The organism is Streptomyces liangshanensis, from assembly GCF_011694815.1.
Lineage (GTDB): Bacteria > Actinomycetota > Actinomycetes > Streptomycetales > Streptomycetaceae > Streptomyces > Streptomyces liangshanensis.
In genome coordinates, this window is record NZ_CP050177.1 from 2,338,145 (window position 1) to 2,356,422 (window position 18,278).

Below are 18,278 nucleotides of genomic sequence, written 5' to 3' on the forward strand. Positions count from 1 at the left end.
ATCAGCCGATCGGTTGATGCCGGGTCCGCCGGATGTCGCGAAAACCACATGAGGGATGTCAGTGGTGAACCGTAGGCTCGCCCCTGATGCCCGAAAAACATGCAGCCACCAAGGAACGGTCCACCGCGCAGTCCCTGCTGCGGCTGTGGCCCTATGTGCGACCCGTCCGCCACCGCCTCGGCAGCGCGGCGCTGGTCGCGATCGTCGCGTCCTGCCTCGGCCTGGTCATCCCCCTCGTCCTCAAGTGGATGGTGGACGGCCCGGTCACCCACCGGGACACCGGCGGCATCTGGCTGGGAGCGCTCTACCTGCTGCTCCTGGGCATCGCCGAGGCCGTGCTGTTCGGGTTCCGGCGGTGGCTGGTGGCGCGTCCGCTGGCCGGGGTCGAGGCGTCGATGCGCGCGGACCTCTACCGGCACCTGCAACGGCTCCCGGTGGCCTTCCACGACCGCTGGCCGTCGGGGCAGTTGCTCTCGCGCGGCACGACGGACCTGATGCTGCTGCGGATGTTCTTCGCCTTCCCGCTGACGTTCCTGCTGGTCAACGCGGTCACGATCCTCGCGGGCTTCGTGATCCTGCTGCTCCAGGACTGGTCGCTGGGGCTGGTGCTGCTCGCTCCCGTCGTGCCGCTGGTGATCCTCTGCTCGCTCTTCGAGTCGCGGTACACGGCGGTCGCGCGGCAGGCCCAGGACCAGGTCGGCGATCTGACGACGGTGGTCGAGGAGGGCGTCCTCGGCATCCGGATCATCAAGGGCTTCGGCCGCCACCGCAGCCAGTCCCGCGCCTTCCACGCGCTCGCCGGGAAGCTGCGGACCACCGAGCTGGCCAAGGCCCGGCTGCTGGCGGCCATCTGGGCGCTGATCATGACGCTCCCGGAGCTGGCCATCGGCGCCGCGCTGGTGCTGGGCACGATCCAGGTGGCGGACGGCGACCTCTCGGCGGGCACGCTGGTGGCGTTCCTGTCGACGGCGCTGGCGCTGCGGTGGCCGGTGGAGTCGATCGGGTTCCTGCTGGCGATGAGCCAGGAGTCGGCGACGGCCACCGAGCGCTTCTTCGAGGTGATGGACGTGCCCGAGGAGGTCGAGGACGACGCCGACGCGGCCGGGTCGGGCAGCGCGGCACCGGACAGCGCGGGCGGGCTGCGCTTCGAGGGGGTCTCGTTCCGCTATCCCGACGCCGAGGCGGACTCGGTGCCCGTGCTGGACCGGATCGACCTGCACATCAGGCCGGGCGAGACCATGGCGCTGGTCGGGGCGACCGGTTCCGGCAAGACGACGCTGACCACGCTCGTACCGCGGCTGCACGAGGTGACGGCGGGGCGGATCACGCTCGACGGCCAGGACGTCGGGCTGATGCCGCGCGCGCGGCTGCGGGAGCTGGTGTCGGTGGCGTTCGAGGAGCCGACGCTGTTCTCGGCGAGCGTCGGGGAGAACGTGCTGATGGGCGCCGAGGGGGCGGGCGAGGAGGCCCTCGGGCGGGCGCTGGACGTGGCCCAGGCCGGGTTCGTGAAGGATCTGCCGGAGGGCGCGGCGACCCAGGTCGGCGAGCAGGGGCACAGCCTCTCCGGCGGCCAGCGCCAACGGCTCGCGCTGGCGCGGGCGGTGGTGGGACGGCCGCGCTTCCTGGTGCTGGACGACCCGCTCTCGGCGCTGGACGTGCACACGGAGGCGCTGGTGGAGGCGGCCCTGCGGCGGGTGCTCGGCGGGACGACCGCGCTGGTCGTGGCGCACCGGCCGTCGACGGTCCTGCTGGCGGACCGGGTGGCGCTGATCTCGGGGGGCCGGATCACGGCGGTCGGCACCCATCAGGAGCTGCTGCGGACCAGCGAGGAGTACGCGTGGCTGATGTCGGGCGCGGAGGCGTCCGGGGCCGGGGAGGCGGGCCCGGCCGGGGACGCCGGTATGCCGACCGCCGCCGAGGTCGTGGAGGCCGCCGAGTCCATCGAGGCCGCCGCGGCCACCGACACCGCTGAGGAGAACGCCCGATGAGTACGTCCACCACGGCCGGTACGGGCCCGGGCGGCGGGACGCCCCCGGACGCCACCGCCCCGGAGGCGCCGCTCGCCGCCGCGGAGGCACCGGCGCCGGGCGACCCCTTCGACCGCGACGCCCTGCCCGCTCCCCCGCGCGCCACCGGCACCCTGCTGCGCTCGCTGCTGCGCGCCCACCGCCCCCGGGTGATCGTGGCCGCGCTGCTCCTGCTGCTCCAGCAGGCCGCGTCCCAGGCGGGCCCGCTGCTCGTCGCGTACGCGATCGACCGGGGGGTGCCGGCGTTCCGGGACGGCGACCACGGTCCGGTGGTCGCGGTGGGCGCCGGGTACCTGATCTGCGCGCTGGGCTCGGGCGGCTTCCAGTGGGCGTTCATCCTGGCCTCCGCGCGGATCAACCAGGACGTGCTGCTCGACCTGCGCGGCCGGATCTTCCGCCACGCCCAGGCGCTGAGCGTGGACTTCCACGAGCGCTACACCTCGGGGCGGCTGATCTCCCGGTCGACCACGGACGTGGAGTCGCTGCGGGAGCTGCTGAGCGAGGGCCTCCAGGAACTCATCGCGGTGGTGCTGGCGTTCGTCTACATCTCGGCGATGCTGCTCTACCTGGACCTGGGGCTCGGCGCGGTGGCCGTGCTGTCGTTCGTGCCGCTGTATCTGCTGGTACGGCTCTACCAGAGGCGGGCGGGCGAGATCTTCGGCGTCCGCTCGACCGCGATCGCCGCCGTCATCGTGAAGTTCGCGGAGACGATGAACGGCATCAGGCCGGTGCAGGCGTTCCGGCGCGAGCGCGCCAACGACGAGGACTTCGAGCGGCTCAACGACCGCCACCGGCTCAGCAACGGCGACGCCCTGCTGGAGATGGCCCGTTACGTGGTCGGCTCCCGGCTCGTCGCGAACGTGGCCGTCGCGGGGATCGTGCTCTGGGGCGCCTACCGGGTGGCGGACGGCACGCTGGCGCTCGGGGTGCTGGCGGCGGCGGTGCTCTACCTGCGGCGGCTGTACGACCCGATCGACCGCCTCGGGATGTTCCTCAACTCGTACCAGTCGGCGGCGGCCTCCCTGGAGAAGATCGCGGGGCTGCTGGCCCAGACGCCGTCGGTGCCCGAGGCGTCGTCGCCGCGCCCGCTGCCGCCCCTCGCGGGCGACCTGCCCGGCCGCGAGGTCGTCTTCGACGGGGTGAGCTTCTCGTACCGTACGGGCGGCGAGGTGCTGCCGCGCTTCGACCTGACGCTCCCGGCCGGGCAGACGGTCGCGGTCGTCGGCTCGACGGGCGCGGGCAAGTCCACGCTCGCCAAGCTGCTGGCGCGCTTCTACGACCCGACGCGGGGCCGTGTCCTGCTCGACGGGGTCGACCTGCGCGAGCTGGACACGCCCGAACTGCGGCGCGGGATCGTGATGGTGACGCAGGAGGCGTTCCTGTTCTCCGGCACGGTCGCGGAGAACATCGCGATCGGCCGCCCCGACGCCTCGCGCGAGGAGATCGAGGCGGCGGCGAAGTCCATCGGGGCGCACGAGTTCATCACGACGCTGCCGGACGGGTACGACACGGACGTCCGCAAGCGGGGCGGCCGCATCTCCGCCGGGCAGCGCCAACTGGTCGCCTTCGCGCGGGCGTTGCTCGCCGACCCGGCGGTGCTGATCCTCGACGAGGCGACCAGCTCGCTGGACGTCCCGGGCGAGCGGGCGGTGCAGCGCGCGATGGACACGGTCCTGCACGGCCGTACGGCGGTGGTCATCGCCCACCGCCTCTCGACGGTCGAGATCGCGGACCGGGTGCTGGTCATGGAGCGGGGCCGCGTGGTCGAGGACGGCCGCCCGGCGGACCTGATCGCGGGCACGGGCCGCTTCGCGGGCCTCCACCGCGCGTGGCGCGACAGCCTGGCGTGACCGGAAGAGGTCTAGGTTCCGCGGTTCCACGAGCACTTCCGCGTGATCATGGGCAGCGGTAACGTTCAGTAGCGATCAGTTGTGAGTGTCAGCGATCTTCCGGTTGTCGCACTACTCGGGCGACTACGCGTGCCGCGACGGGGCGGCGAGCCCGCGTCCGCGGCTCGCCGCCCGCTGGTGAACCGTCATGGTCACGCGCTTGCAGTCGCTCATCGGTCGCGCACACGTTCCGTGATGGTGCAGGTGCCTCCGGCGTCACCGGGTCCTGAAGCGGCGGTGGAGGTTGCGGGCGACGTGAACGCCCGGGCCGCCGAAGCCGACGATGTCGACGCGGCCGTCACCGGTGATGTCGGTGAGGAACCGGGGGTGACGGTCGACCCGCCAGGCGCCCGCGTCGTCGTTGTATCCGAACCCGCGGCACACCAGCTGAGCCTGCTCGAAGCTGCCGTCACCGTTGTTGTGCGATACCCAGACACCTTCGTTGCCGAAGCCGATGATGTCAGGGGTCCCGTCGCCGTTGACGTCGGCCAGGAGCCGGAGGTGCCTTTCGCCTGTCCACCCCTGAGCTTGCCCGTAGTCGTTCAGGACGAGCTGGGAGGGTTCGAACGTGCCATCGCCGCGTCCGCGTGCGACGGTGACGCCCTGCGGGCCGAAGCCGACGATGTCCGGTACCCCGCCGCTGGTGGTGGCGACCACGAACCGGGGGTGCTCCCTGACCGAGCGCCATCCCTGGGCGGCCCCGAAATCGTCGAGGACGTAAAGAGGTTCGGCGAATGTTCCTTCTTCGTCCTGGAGGGAGAGCCAGAGGCCGTCGTCGTGGCAGCCGACGATGTCGAGCCTGCCGTCACCGGTGGTGTCGGCGAGAAAGCGCGGATGCTTGTCGACGAGCCAACCGCCGGCCCCCTCGCTGTGGCCGAACGCCCGGAGGACGGGCTCGTCGGCGAGCGGTGCGAACTTTCCTTCCTCGTCCTGGAGGGAGACCCAGAGGCCGTCGTCGTGGCAGCCGACGATGTCGAGCCTGCCGTCACCGGTGGTGTCGGCGAGAAAGCGCGGATGCTTGTCGACGAGCCAACCGCCGGCCTGCTTGCCATGGCCGAACGCCTTGAGGACGAGTTCGCCGCCTTCGGGTGTGAACGCCCCGCCCTCGTCCTGTGCGGATACCCGGACTCCGCCGGTACACAGGGCGATCACGTCGGGCTTGCCGTTGCCCGTCAGATCCACGACTGCCCACAAATCCGCCGAGTTCGGAGTGGCCACCCCCTGGTGCAGCGGGCGTTCGTCGTCGAACGTCCCGTCGCCTCGGCTGGACGAGGTCACGGCTCCCTTCGTGGATCTGATCCCCACGATGTCGGCTCGCCCTGTTCCCTTGGTGTCGGCGAGGAACCGCGCACCGACACCGGCCCAGCGGTCGGGTTCCCCGATGGGGGAAGGAGTGACCGCGTCGTTCTTCCAGACGGCGGTGTCCTGGTCGCTTCCGTACTTCTCCAGGACCAGTAGTACGTCGCTGAAGGAGGGCGTCGCGTCGGGTGACGGCCGCAGGGCGTTCTTGTGGTGGGTCAGCCGCCAGGACTGGCGGCTGTTCCAGTGGCTCAGCGGCGCCCAGTCCAGCACGAGGTCGCTGGTGCGCTCGGGCTCGGCCGGGACGAATCGCCACCGCTGGCTCTCCGCGAGGTCGTCGTACTCGCCGAGGACGATCCGGGTGTCGTCCTTCCCCGGTGCGTCGAGGTCGAGAACGGCGCCGTCGGCCGCGCCTTCGATGACGTAGAGGGCCGCCTCGCCCGCGACCGGGACCAGGCGCCACTGCTGGCCCTTCTTGCCCGAGGCGTCCGACTGGCGGACGCCCTGGCCCACGGCGGCCGGGGTGTCGAGCACTTTGCTGCCGGCCGTGTTGCGGATGACGTATGCCGGGTCGTCCTGGGAGCCCGGCACGGGGGTGAACTGCCACAGCTCCGGGCGCGGGCCGTCCCTGGGGTAGTCGCGGACGACGAGCATCCCGTCCGCGGCCGGCGCGGCCTTCGCGCCGAGGGGCTGGCCTGTGGCGGCGTTGACGATCTCCAGCTTCAGTTCTTGCGTGGGCACGGGCATCGTGGTGCCTCTTCCGGGCGGTTGGTGCGACGGCTCGGGACGGGTGTGGCTCGACGGTGGGGGCGGATCACGTGAAGACGTGGTGGTAGGGGACGTCCCACTCGTTGGGCAGCCGCGGGTAGAAGGTGTTGATGACCGTCCCGGTGAAGTCCCCGCCCCAGTTGTAGGTGAGGCGCGCTTCGCTGTCCTTCGCCACGGTGTGGTCCTTGAACCCGAGGATGGCGTCGGGGTGGGTGATCGGAACGAAGGTGATCCCGCCCCACGGCGTCACGGTGACGATCCACAGCTGGGTGTCCTCCGTCGCACCGTTCTTGCCGCGCCACTTGTCGGCCACCTTGGCGGGCAGGCCCACCTGCAGAGTGTCGGCCGTGCTCTGCGGGGCGTCCTGGTGGACGGTGATGCGCCTGCGCTGCGGCTTCGGGGTTCCGTCGTCGCCGCGACCGGCGTCCGTACCTGCCGTGCCTGCCGTGCCGGCGGGCGGGGGTGTCACCTGGCCCGCGGCGCTTTCGATGAAGTACAGCGGGCGCTGGCCGAAGAAGCCGCCGGGGGTGATGTGCCAGAGGTGGCCCTGCGCGTCCTTGGTGGCCGGGTCGAGCGCGGTGGCCAGTTTGACGCCCTTGTCGTGGCTGCTCGCAGCCAGTTCCGCGGGTCGCAGGTATCCGCCGTTGAAGGCGTGGACAAGCATGACCGGCCGGTTTTCGACGAGGGCGGCCACGATGGCGTTGTCGTAGCTGTTCACCGCCACCGGGCCGCCGACCACCAAATTCGCCATTGCCGTGCGTTCTTGGGTGTACATCGCGGAAACCTCACCTGTTCTCGATGTGGGGAACAACGCCTAAGTCGCTCAGTGAAATGGTTTATCACGCGGCATTCCGCCCGCCCGATCATGCGCGGGAGAGAGCGGCTCCATAACCGAATATGCGACCGAAGCAAATGTGATCAAAGTGGCAAAATTCGAGGTCGCAGCGCTGCGGCGGAAGGCCATAGGGGTCTCGATCGGGTGATCGAGGGCGACAGGGAATCTTGACCACCCATTTGAGTGCGATCCGCAGAAGTGCCTACTCGGCCACGGAAGCCGCTGTTAGCTTCATTTGCCGGAGCGCGTGCAGATTCCCTTTTCGCCATTTCGCCGAGTGCGGTTTCAGCCAGATCAGTCGAGGACAGAAATTGCCTTCCAACGCGTACAACCTGGAACGGGCCAAGCGCCAGCCGCTGACGAAGAAGAACCTGCGGGAACTCAATATCGAGCAGACCTGGCAGTCCATCCTGGAGCACCCCAAGCTGGTCTACGTCGACGAGTACGGGGTGCGGCACAAGCCTGTCGGGTTCTCCGTGAACAAGTCGAGCTTCGGGTCCTTCCCCGGCACCGCGTACCAACTGGGCTGGCTCGCCTACATGAACCTCGGCGAGCCGCTGATCGAGGAGCGGCGCAACATCACCCAGCCGCCGCCCGACACGTTCTCCTCGCGCACCTACGTCAACCGCAGCGGGTCCGACATGAACTTCACCGACTCGGTCGACTTCAACGTGTCGAACGGGGCGACCTGGTCGCTCTCGGGCGACACGAAGCTCACCTTCGGCGGCAACGTCAGCGCCCAGCTCCAGCTGCAGTTGCAGAACAAGCTCGGCCTGAACCTGCAGGGGCAGCTCGGGACGCAGCTCAAGAACGAGATGGCGAACAAGAACGCCAACACGATGACCAGCAAGAACAGCAAGGACAGCGTGGGAGCGGACAACGCCAACACCGTCGACGTCTCGGTGAGTAACGGGATGACGAACTCCGCCTCGGCCTCGATGACCGGCTCGGTGGATTTCACCACCACGGGCAGCGCCTCCGGCACCGCGGGTCTCAACGCCGCGCTGGCCCAAGGCATCGCGGCCTCAGTCGGAGGTTCCCTGACCACCAGCTGGGCCTCGAAGTCCCAGATCTCCGGCACCGTCCCGCCGAACTCTCGCGTGGAGACCATCGTCACGCAGCGCCGTGCCCTCAAGCAGTACACCTACGAGATCCCGGTGACCTTCTCCGGGCTCCTCGCGGTGAAGTACGACGTGCCGGTGACCGTCCTGTCGCCGCCGCAGCCGGACGCCTACCCCCGGCGTGACCAGCTGGTCGCCCGCGACATGAGCGACCTCGACCTGGACGGCGGCGGCTTCCGCATGAAGGGGCTGGCCGAGGTGGTCTCCGCCCTGGAGGTTCACCACACGATGTTCGACGGCGAGAGCCTCACCGACAGCGAACGAGACCTGTACAAGAAGCCGTGACCGGCGGGCTGCCGCCACGACGACCAGAGGTGACGACCATGGTGTTCAAAAACGTCTTCGACTCCGCCGGAACGGGCGCGGGGCTCTTCTCGGTGACCACTGACCGCGACAAGCCGCGACCGGGAGCGGGCGTCGACTTCGAGGACGCTGACGACGACACGTACGACGACACGACCACAAGCCTGTTCACCAGCGGAATCCACGGTGCGTCCCACCGGGCGAAGATCGTGCAGGAGCAGGCGCCCGAAGCCCGGGTCATCCTTGGCTTCCTCGCTTCCTTCATCCAGACCACCCAGGCATCCGCCGGCACGCAGGCCGCCTACGCCCAGGACCCCGGCTCGGTGTCCACGGCGGCGGCCGCCGGCATGGAGAAGTCCAGCGAGACCGTGACCCGGCACAGCGACCTGCAGAAGGACGAGGGCCTGCAGGCACCGAAGAGGGACGACTTCAAAGCACCGGACGCCCCGGCATCGCCCAAGGCGGATCAGCCCCCCAAAGCGCCCAAGGCCACCGCCGAGAAGCCGTCCGACTCCAAGTAGGTTCACAGGTCCGATTGGTCAGGGGCGGTACCGCCCCTGACCAATCGTGCGTTCACACAGGGAGCAGCTGCCACTGCCGGTCGCGGTGGTCGCCCTGCGCCCCGTACTGCTTGACCACGGCAGGGGCGTTGGTCTCGACGCGCAGCAGCAGACCGCTGTTGTGGTTCGCGATCTCGTAAACCCGCGGGGTGTCGGCCAGCGACCCCACCGGGATCAGCCGCCACTGCTGGTGGTCCGCACCGTTGCCCTCGTAGGCCCGCTGCACGACGACCGCCCCGTCTGCCGTTCCCCCTCCGACGACTTCGAGGACCTTGCCGCTGCGCAGGTTCTCGATCCGGTACAGGATGTCGCCGCCGTCCTGACCTGTCGCGATCAGCCGCCACTGCTGGTGAGCCCTGGGGGAGGAAAGGGACTGGTGGATCTCGGCGCCGTCCTTTGTGGACTCACGCAAGACCCCCATCCGCAGCCTACTGCGCACGTTGGCCCAGGAGACCACGGTGCCCGACTCGGGAAGCCCGGCCATCCTCTGCGACGCGATCTTCCGGATCCGGTTGTTGAGGTGGTCGGCGATGTAGAGGGTGTCGACACAGTCCACAGCGAGCCCGAACGGGTAGTTCAGCTGGGCGGCTGCGGCCGGGCCGTCGTCGCCGCCGAAACCCGCGGTGCCCTTGCCGGCGAGCGTAGCGATCTGCCCGTCCGGCGTCACCTTCCGGACGCGGTGGTTGTTGTAGTCGGAGATGTAGAGGGTGCCGGCGCTGTCCACCACCACCCCCAGTGGCAGGTTCAGCTGTGCAGAGGTCGCCGGGCCGCCGTCACCGCTGAATCCCGCGGTGCCCTTACCGACGACCGTGCTGATGGTCCCGTCGGACGCGACCTTGCGGACGCGGTGGTTGTTCCCATCGGTGATGTACAGGATGTCCGCGTCATCCACCGCCAAGGCGTACGGGCGGTTCAACTGCGCGGAAACCGCCGGGCCGTCGTCTCCCTTGTATCCCGCTACGCCGGTCCCCGCGACCGTACTGATCTTTCCGTCTGCGCTGACCTTCCGCACCCGGTTGTTGCTGTGGTCGGAGATGTAGAGAGCGCCGGAGCTGTCCACCGCCACCCCCAACGGATAGTTCAACTGCGCCTTGGAGGCCGGACCTCCGTCACCGCTGAACCCCGCGACGCCCGTTCCGGCCACTGTGTCGATCTTCCCCTCAGGGGTGATCACCCGAACCCGGTGGTTCGCGGCATCAGTGACGTACACACTGCCCCCCGCGTCCACCGCCACCTCGCGCGGGCAGTTCAGCAGCGCCGAGGCAGCAGGACCGCCGTCACCCCGGTAGCCGGCCCCGGCACCGGCGACCGTGCTGACTTTGCCGTCGGTACTGATCTTCCGGACCCGGTGGTTGTTGTAGTCGGAGAAGTAGAGGCTGCCGGTGCTGTCCAGCGCGATGCCGTACGGACGATTCAGCTGAGCCGCGACGGCCGGCTCGTTGTCTCCCTTGAACCCCGCTACCCCCGTCCCCGCGACCGTGTTGATCCGGGGTGCCGACTCCTCGCTGCCGGTGGCTGCCGCTTGTGGAGTGCCCACTGTCGTCCCTTCGCTGTTCACCGACCGCCCGCTACAGCCGGTTGCGTATTGATCTCAGCAAGTGACAGGGGTCGCCGGTCAGGAAAGTCACTGATGGGTGCATTCACGCTTCCCGTTGACGGCGCTCAGCCCCCAGCGGTGTGACGAACGGGCGCGACAAGCCGCGCGGCCGGCTACCTGCGCCGGACAATTGCACGCTGCCTGACATGCTGCGCGTCCGGATGAGAAACGAATCCCGGCCGACGCATGGGTGCGGCCGGTATCCGGCCGACCCGTTGGGGGTCCGAGGACACCCGGGACCTGGACCGTGACGCGCTGCTCGCACACGGCCGCCTCGTCAACGCCAAACGACCACCCCGGTCGTCTCGGACGCGGCGCTCTCGCCGCGGAGGGCGGAGGGCGGAGGACCCGGGTCGGCGTTCGTCCGGTGTCCGGTGCGGGGCACGGAATGCGCCACAGTTCGAGGCCGCCGTTCGTGCGTTCGCCTTCCCGTGGACAACACTGCGTTCATCGATGACACATTCGAGTTTGACGCGGACGGGGTCCGGCAGGTCGGGGCGGCGGGAACCCGCGACGGCATCGCGGTGATCACCGGCGAAACGTCCGCTTAACGAACAGGGCCTCTCGGGCAGCGGACCGTTTCCGGCCAACTTCTTGACGCGGTCCTGACAGACGGGTGCCACGGCTGCAACTCTTCCCCCGTTCTCCGCACCACCCGCACAGCACCACGTCGTACCGCAGCACCCGCTCCGCTCGCTCTGCCCGGGCTGCTCACCGTGCGGCCCGGTACCCCCATCGCAGAAGGAGTTCGCGTGAGACCCACGCCCAGCCGTCGTGCCACCGCGACCGGCGCTCTGATCGCCGCAGCAGCTCTTCTCTCCGTCGGTGTGCAGGCCGGCACCGCCACCGCACAGCCCGACAGCGCCCCCAAGGCACCGGTCGCCGGCAAGGCGGACCCCGGTGCGCTGCCGCGCGATCTCTCCCCCGCCCAGCGCGCCGCGCTGATAAAGGCGGCCGACGCTTCCAAGGCGGACACCGCCAAGGAGCTCGGCCTGGGCGCACAGGAGAAGCTCGCGGTCCGCGACGTCGTCCAGGACGCCGACGGCACCACGCACACCCGCTACGAGCGCACCTACGCGGGCCTGCCGGTCCTCGGCGGTGACCTCGTCGTCCAGGAGACGAAGGCGGGGAAGACCGAGTCGGTCACGAAGGCGTCGAAGGCCGTTCTGAAGAACGTCGACACCTCCGCGGACGTCACGCCGGCCATCGCCGAGAAGCAGGCCCTCGGCCTCGCCGCGGCGGACGGTTCGAAGAAGACCGAGGCCGACCGCGCCCCGCGCAAGGTCGTCTGGGCCGCCCAGGGCACGCCGACCCTGGCGTACGAGACGGTCGTCGGCGGGCTCCAGCACGACGGGACCCCGAACGAGCTGCACGTCGTCACGGACGCCACCACCGGCAAGAAGATCTTCGAGTGGCAGGCCGTCGAGAACGGCGTGGGCAACACCCAGTACAACGGTCAGGTCACCCTCGGCTCCACCCAGTCGGGCTCGACCTGGAACCTGACCGACGCCGCGCGCGGCAACCACCGCACGTACAACCTCAACCGGGGTACGTCGGGTACCGGCACCCTCTTCTCGGGTCCGGACGACGTCTGGGGCAACGGCGTCGCCTCCAACGCGGAGACCGCCGCGGCCGACGCCGCCTACGGCGCGGCGGAGACGTGGGACTACTTCAAGAACGTGCACGGCCGCAACGGCATCCGCGGTGACGGAGTCGGCGCGTACTCCCGCGTGCACTACGGCAACAACTACGTCAACGCGTTCTGGCAGGACGCCTGCTTCTGCATGACGTACGGCGACGGCTCGGGCAACGCGAAGCCCCTCACGTCCCTCGACGTGGCGGCCCACGAGATGTCCCACGGCGTCACCGCCAACACCGCCGGCCTGATCTACAGCGGTGAGTCGGGCGGCCTCAACGAGGCCACCTCCGACATCTTCGCCGCCGCCGTCGAGTTCTACTCGAACACGGCCGCGGACCCGGGTGACTACCTGGTCGGCGAGAAGATCGACATCAACGGCAACGGCACCCCGCTGCGCTACATGGACAAGCCGAGCAAGGACGGCGCGTCCAAGGACGCGTGGTACTCGGGCCTCGGCGGCATCGACGTCCACTACTCCTCGGGCCCGGCGAACCACTTCTTCTACCTGCTCTCCGAGGGCAGCGGCGTCAAGACCGTCAACGGCGTCACCTACGACTCGCCGACCTCGGACGGCCTGCCGGTGACCGGCATCGGCCGGGCCAAGGCCGAGCAGATCTGGTTCAAGGCGCTCTCCACGAAGTTCACCAGCTCCACGAACTACGCGGCCGCCCGTACCGGCACCCTCGCCGTCGCCAGTGACCTCTACGGCGGCACGAGCAGCGTCGAGTACAAGGCCGTCCAGGACGCCTGGGCCGCCATCAACGTCGGCACCCGCTCGGGCACGCCGCCGCCGGACCCGAGCAAGGTCTTCGAGTCCACCACCCAGGTCGCCATCCCGGACAACGGTGCCGCGGTCACCTCGACGGTCAACGTCACCGGCATCACGGGCAACGCCCCGACCAACCTCCAGGTCAGCGTGGACATCACGCACACCTGGCGCGGTGACCTGGTCATCGACCTGGTGGCCCCGGACGGTACGGCCTACCGCGTCAAGGCGGCCAGCAGCGGCGACTCGGCGGACAACGTGGTCGAGACGTACACCGTGAACGCCTCCTCGGAGGTCGCCAACGGTGCCTGGAAGCTCCGCGTCCAGGACGTCGCGTCGGCGGACACCGGCCGGATCAACAGCTTCAAGCTCCAGTTCTGACGCACCACCGATGAGCAGAAGTGCCGCCCGGAGTGTGACCACTCCGGGCGGCACTTCTGTGACACGCCCCGCGGAGCGATGAGTCCGGGCGCCTGACGGGGTCTCCTCGGGTATGACTCGAATCATCGCCGACATCTCGGTCTCCCTCGACGGCTTCGTCACCGGACCCGACCCCGGCCCGGACAACGGCCTGGGCACCGGTGGCGAGGCGCTGCACACCTGGGCGTTCTCCGACGACCCCGAGGACCGCCGGATCCTGAGCGAGGGCACCGCCCGTTCGGGCGCCGTCGTCCTCGGCCGTCACCTCTTCGACGTGGTCGACGGGCCGCAGGGCTGGGACAACAGCGTCGGCTACGGCGCCGGCGAGGTCGGCAGGCCGGCGTTCGTCGTCGTGACGAGCGCACCGCCCGCGTCGCTGCGGACCACCGAACTCGACTGGACGTTCGTCACCACCGGCCTGCCCGACGCCGTCGCCACCGCGCGCGAGAAGGCCGAGGCGGCGGCCGCCGCGCGCGGCAAGGACCTCGACGTCGTCCTGATGGGGGGCAGTGCCACGATCGCCTCGGCGCTCGACGCCGGGCTCGTCGACATGCTGGTGCTGCACCTGTCGCCCGTCGTCCTCGGCGGCGGGACCCCGCTGTTCACGCGCGCGGCGCCGCGCACGCTCGTCCAGCGCGGCGTGCTCGCGACCTCCACCGCGACGCACCTGACCTACGACGTCCTGGGGTGACCGGCCCCCGTACCGGCGCGTGACAAGCAGAGGCGCGGCCTTGCCGTCCGTTCGGCAAGACCGCGCCCACGTACTCGGAAGGGTCAGTTGGGGTTGCCCGCGTTCGTCAGGGTCTCCCACGCCACAAACAGGTTGTTCGTGCCCGACGGGCGCTGGCGCTCGGTGAGCGTCTGGGTGTTGGCCATCGCGACGCCGTGGAGCGTGTTCAGGGTGTTGAAGCCGACCTCGGTGATCGGGCCGAGGCCCCGGACCACACTGCCGCCGCACAGGTTGGACGGTACGGGCTGCGCCTGGATCTCGTAGCGGGACTGGAAGCCCAGCGCCTGCCGCAGCCGCTCACCGACCTGCGGGTACAGGTCCTGCCCCTGGAGGCGCGCGGTCTCCAGGACGTGCGAGATGGACGAGATGCCGTACCCGGTGTGGACGAAGTCGCGGCAGGTCTCCTGGGTGAGGCCGGTCATCGCCGAGCCGAACGTGCTCTGGCCCTGCCAGTAGTTGACGATCTTCGCCGTGGTGTTGAGGTTCTGGCTCGGGACCGTCTTCGGCAGGGCGCCGTCCGAGGCCAGGTAGATGTAGGCCGGCACCCGGGTCAGGTAGCGGCTGATCGAACTGTCGTAGGCGCTCTTGTCGTTGAGGTAGACGGCGATGCTGGTGGACGCCTCCACCATCGTCAGCTCCCAGTTGCCGTTGGAGTTGGAACCGGCGAGGAGCTTCGGCAGGTAGACGTTGCGCAGCATCGTGTCGAAGCGGCCCGAGTTGGCCCAGTTGCCGCGTACGTACTTGATGATCTCCGCGGCCTTGGGCCAGGAGGAGCCGGCCCAGCCGGTCTGGAGCGGCGCGTTGGAGTTGGTGTGGTCCTTGATCGTGGCGGACCAGGCGTCCATGAGCTGGATCGCCTTCTGCGCGTAGGCGTCGTCGCGCGTGATGTACCAGATCAGCGCGTCGGTGTACGCGGCGATCGCGTCCTCACGCTCGTCCGTGCAGCCGTTGTTGGGGTTGGAGAAGGAGCCGCACTCGACGGTCGCGCGGGGCTTGGCCGTGCGGGACAGGGACGCGTACTTGCTGGCGACCATCTGGTCGTACGCGGCCTTCCAGGGCTGCGCCCCTGCCTGCACCTTGCTGCGGACGAAGTCGAGTTGGGCGGTGTTGAGGTTCACGCCGGGGTGCGTGAAGGCCGCGGGGGCGGCGGCGACGGCCGGGGCGGCGACCGCGGCCGTCACCTCCTCCGGGGTCTTCGCGGAGGCGGGAGCCATGAAGACGGCGGCGGTGAGGCCGGCCAGGGCGGCGGAGAGTCCGAGAACTCTCGCGATGGGTCCGGGGCGCATGTGGGGGGCCTTCCGGGTCAGGGGAGGTCCTCAACTCGATTCACCCATATGAACGTCGGGTGAAGTTGTGAACCGTTGTTGGAACGAGGAACTTAGGACCAACACATGGACACGTCAAGGTCTGGACCAGTGCCCGGAAACGCGATCAGGGCCGGACTCCCCGGGAGTCCGGCCCTGACCTGCGGTTGTTCGACACGCACGGTTCGGCGCGTCAGCGCATCAGCACCCCCGCGCCGTCCCCCGCCGCCTCCGCGGGCAGGGCGACCAGCCCCAGCTCCGCACTCGTCGCGAGCAGCGGGTGGGCCGGCAGCACCCGGACCGTGTAGCCGTAGGGGCCGGTACGGTCCAGGGCGAGCGGCCCCTCGTACACCCAGCGGCCCTCGGGATCGGGGCCGCCGGCCGGCTTGAGCGGGAAGGTCTGCGCGTCGGCGATCGTGTCGTCGGAGCCGACCCGGCCGGCGACCGCCTGCACCTCCACCTCGTCGGGGCGCAGGTCGCCGAGGCCGACCCGGACCCGCAGGGCGAGGGTCGAGCCCAGCTCCGCCGTGCCGTCGGCCGCCTTCTCCGACGCGGCCGTGGCGGACGGGACCGTCTCGACGTGGTCCACCGTCACCCGCGGCCACAGCGACCGCGCCCGGCCCTTCCACTCGGCCAGCTCGGCCGCGGTGGCGGGGTCCAGGGCCCGGTGGGCGCGGGCGGCGGGCGCGTACAGCCGCTCCACGTAGTCACGGACCATCCGGGACGCGAGGACCTTCGGGCCCAGCGTGACGAGGGTGCGGCGGACCATCTCGATCCACCGGCCGGGCAGCCCCTCCCCGTCCCCGCCGCCGTTCCCGGCGCCGTTGCGGCCGTCCCGGCCCTCCCGGCCGTCCCGGTCGTAGAAGCGCGGCGCGACCCGGTCCTCGATCAGCTCGTAGAGGGCGCCCGCCTCCAGGTCGTCCCTGCGGTTCTCGTCGGCGGTCACCCCGTCCGCCGTCGGGATGGCCCAGCCGAAGTCCGGCTCGAACCATTCGTCCCACCAGCCGTCCAGCACCGACAGGTTGAGGCAGCCGTTGAGCGCGGCCTTCATCCCGCTGGTCCCGCACGCCTCCAGCGGCCGCAGCGGGTTGTTCAGCCAGACGTCGCAGCCCGGGTAGAGCTTCTTCGCCATCCCCATGCCGTAGTCGGGCAGGAACACGATCCGGTGGCGCACCCGCGGGTCGTCGGCGAACCGCACCAGCTCCTGCACCAGCCGCTTGCCGCCGTCGTCCGCCGGGTGGGCCTTGCCCGCGACGACGATCTGGACGGGCCGCTCGGGGTGGAGCAGCATCGCCCTGAGCCGGTCGCGGTCGCGCAGCATCAGGGTGAGTCGCTTGTACGAGGGAACGCGGCGGGCGAAGCCGATCGTCAGGACGTCCGGGTCCAACACCCCGTCGATCCAGCCCAGTTCGGCCTCGGCCGCGCCCCGCTGGAGCCAGGACGCGCGCAGCCGCTCCCGTACCTCCTCGACCAACTGCCCGCGCAGGGACCGGCGTACGGCCCAGATGTCCGCGTCCGGGATGTCCTCCACCGAGTCCCAGCGCGGCGAACCGCCCACGGACAGGGCGTGTTCGGCCCGTTCGGTGCCGACCTGCCCGGCGCCGAGCCGGGCGACCTCGGGCGCGACCCAGGTCGGCGCGTGCACGCCGTTGGTCACGGAGCCGATGGGCACCTCCTCCGGGTCGAAGCCCGGCCACAGCCCGGAGAACATCTCGCGGCTGACGGCGCCGTGCAGGGTGGAGACCCCGTTGGCCCGCTGGGCGAGGCGCAGCCCCATGACGGCCATGTTGAACAGGTGGGGCTGGCCGCCCGGGTAGGTCTCCAGGCCGAGGCCGAGGATCCGCTCGGCGTCCACCCCGGGCAGCTCGCCGTCATCGCCGAAGTGGTGGGCGACGAGCGAGCGGTCGAAGCGGTCGATGCCGGCGGGCACGGGGGTGTGCGTGGTGAAGACCGTGCCGGCCCGGACGGCCTCCAGGGCCGCGTCGAAGCCGAGCCCTTCCCCGGCGAGTTCACGGATGCGTTCGAGCCCGAGGAAGCCGGCGTGGCCCTCGTTGGTGTGGAACACCTCGGGCGCGGCGTGGCCGGTGAGCCGGCAGTACGTCCGCACGGCGCGCACCCCGCCGATGCCGAGGAGCATCTCCTGGAGGAGCCGGTGCTCGCTGCCGCCGCCGTAGAGCCGGTCGGTGACGTCGCGCTCACCGGGCCCGTTCTCCTCGACGTCCGAGTCGAGCATCAGCAGCGGGACCCGCCCGACCCGCGCCTGCCAGACGCAGGCGTGCAGGGTGCGGCGTCCCGGCAGGGTCAGGGTCACCAGCGCGGGGCTGCCGTCCTCCTCGCGCAGGAGGGTCAGCGGCAGTTCGTTGGGGTCGAGGACGGGGTACCGCTCCTGCTGCCAGCCGTCCCGGGACAGGGACTGGCGGAAGTATCCGTGCCGGTAGAGCAGGCCTACGCCGATCAGCGGTACGCCGAGGTCGCTGGCGGCCTTGAGGTGGTCGCCGGCGAGGATGCCGAGGCCGCCGGAGTACTGCGGCAGGGCGGCGGTGACGCCGAACTCGGGCGAGAAGTAGCCGATGGCGGCGGGCAGCTCCCCGCCGCCGCCATCGCTCTCCTGGTACCAGCGGGGGCTGTGCAGGTAGGCGTCGAGGTCGGCGGCTGCCGTGTTCAGTGTGTGCAGGAAGGTGCGGTCCTCGGCCAGCTCGGCGAGGCGGGCCGCGGAGACGCCCCCGAGGAATCGCACGGGGTCGCCGTCGGCCGCGCGCCAGCCGGCGGGGTCGACGGACTCGAAGAGCTCTCGGGTCTCGGTGTGCCAGGACCAGCGCAGGTTGCGCGCCAGGTCGCCGAGTGGTCGCAGCGGGTCGGGCAGGACGGGGCGGACGGTGAACCGACGGATTGCCTTCACGTGCTCCACCTTCGCAGGGGACGTACGAGCCAGAGGGGACACACGACGATGTGCGTCCCGCCGTCCCCCCGACGGTAGTCGCACGCCCCCCACTCCAACCACGGCGCATTGACGCGTGCGC

At 70.4% G+C, this 18,278-nt stretch carries 11 protein-coding genes; 6 read left to right on the forward strand and 5 right to left on the reverse strand.

Annotated features, from left to right (window positions below; genetic code table 11):
- The first annotated feature begins 86 nt into the window (after positions 1–86).
- Both HA039_RS09860 and HA039_RS09865 read left to right on the forward strand, forming a co-directional pair.
- On the forward strand, positions 87–1,988 hold the full coding sequence (locus HA039_RS09860) for an ABC transporter ATP-binding protein (RefSeq protein ID WP_167026829.1): 1,902 nt from the start codon (positions 87–89) through the stop codon (positions 1,986–1,988).
- Positions 1,985–3,877: an ABC transporter ATP-binding protein gene (locus HA039_RS09865; protein WP_167026831.1), complete on the forward strand. Its 1,893-nt coding sequence runs from the start codon at positions 1,985–1,987 to the stop codon at positions 3,875–3,877. Before HA039_RS09860 ends, HA039_RS09865 begins: the two co-directional genes overlap by 4 nt.
- Positions 3,878–4,132: 255 nt before the next feature.
- On the opposite strand, the gene HA039_RS09870 is transcribed toward HA039_RS09865, so the two are convergent.
- Both HA039_RS09870 and HA039_RS09875 read right to left on the reverse strand, forming a co-directional pair.
- Positions 4,133–5,962, reverse strand: a complete 1,830-nt coding sequence (locus HA039_RS09870) for an FG-GAP-like repeat-containing protein (RefSeq protein ID WP_167026833.1) — start codon at positions 5,960–5,962, stop codon at positions 4,133–4,135.
- Positions 5,963–6,029: 67 nt separating this feature from the next.
- The gene (locus HA039_RS09875; protein WP_167026835.1) at positions 6,030–6,758 is read right to left on the reverse strand and encodes a hypothetical protein; all 729 of its coding nucleotides are present in this window, start codon (positions 6,756–6,758) and stop codon (positions 6,030–6,032) included.
- A gap of 371 nt (positions 6,759–7,129) precedes the next feature.
- Between HA039_RS09875 and HA039_RS09880 the strand changes: the two genes are divergently transcribed.
- Together HA039_RS09880 and HA039_RS09885 are read left to right on the forward strand one after the other, a co-directional pair.
- Positions 7,130–8,224 carry a hypothetical protein gene (locus tag HA039_RS09880; protein ID WP_167026836.1) on the forward strand — a complete coding sequence of 365 codons (1,095 nt, stop codon included), beginning with the start codon at positions 7,130–7,132 and terminating at the stop codon, positions 8,222–8,224.
- Between the two features lie 38 nt (positions 8,225–8,262).
- A complete protein-coding gene (locus HA039_RS09885; protein WP_167036506.1) occupies positions 8,263–8,763 on the forward strand; it encodes a hypothetical protein in 501 nt (166 codons plus the stop codon).
- Positions 8,764–8,815: 52 nt separating this feature from the next.
- Here HA039_RS09885 and HA039_RS09890 read toward each other — a convergent pair whose 3' ends face one another.
- A complete protein-coding gene (locus HA039_RS09890; RefSeq protein ID WP_167026838.1) occupies positions 8,816–10,339 on the reverse strand; it encodes an NHL domain-containing protein in 1,524 nt (507 codons plus the stop codon).
- An 812-nt stretch (positions 10,340–11,151) separates the two neighbouring features.
- On the opposite strand from HA039_RS09890, the gene HA039_RS09895 reads away from it, so the two are divergent.
- Together HA039_RS09895 and HA039_RS09900 are read left to right on the forward strand one after the other, a co-directional pair.
- A complete protein-coding gene (locus tag HA039_RS09895) occupies positions 11,152–13,185 on the forward strand; it encodes a M4 family metallopeptidase (protein ID WP_167026840.1) in 2,034 nt (677 codons plus the stop codon).
- Positions 13,186–13,297: 112 nt separating this feature from the next.
- The gene (locus HA039_RS09900) at positions 13,298–13,915 is read left to right on the forward strand and encodes a dihydrofolate reductase family protein (protein ID WP_167026842.1); all 618 of its coding nucleotides are present in this window, start codon (positions 13,298–13,300) and stop codon (positions 13,913–13,915) included.
- Between the two features lie 83 nt (positions 13,916–13,998).
- Here the strand turns inward: HA039_RS09900 and HA039_RS09905 are convergent, their stop codons facing one another.
- Positions 13,999–15,240, reverse strand: a complete 1,242-nt coding sequence (locus tag HA039_RS09905) for an alginate lyase family protein (RefSeq protein ID WP_167026844.1) — start codon at positions 15,238–15,240, stop codon at positions 13,999–14,001.
- Positions 15,241–15,451: 211 nt separating this feature from the next.
- On the reverse strand, positions 15,452–18,157 hold the full coding sequence (glgP, locus tag HA039_RS09910; protein WP_167026846.1) for an alpha-glucan family phosphorylase: 2,706 nt from the start codon (positions 18,155–18,157) through the stop codon (positions 15,452–15,454).
- Positions 18,158–18,278: the final 121 nt, after the last annotated feature.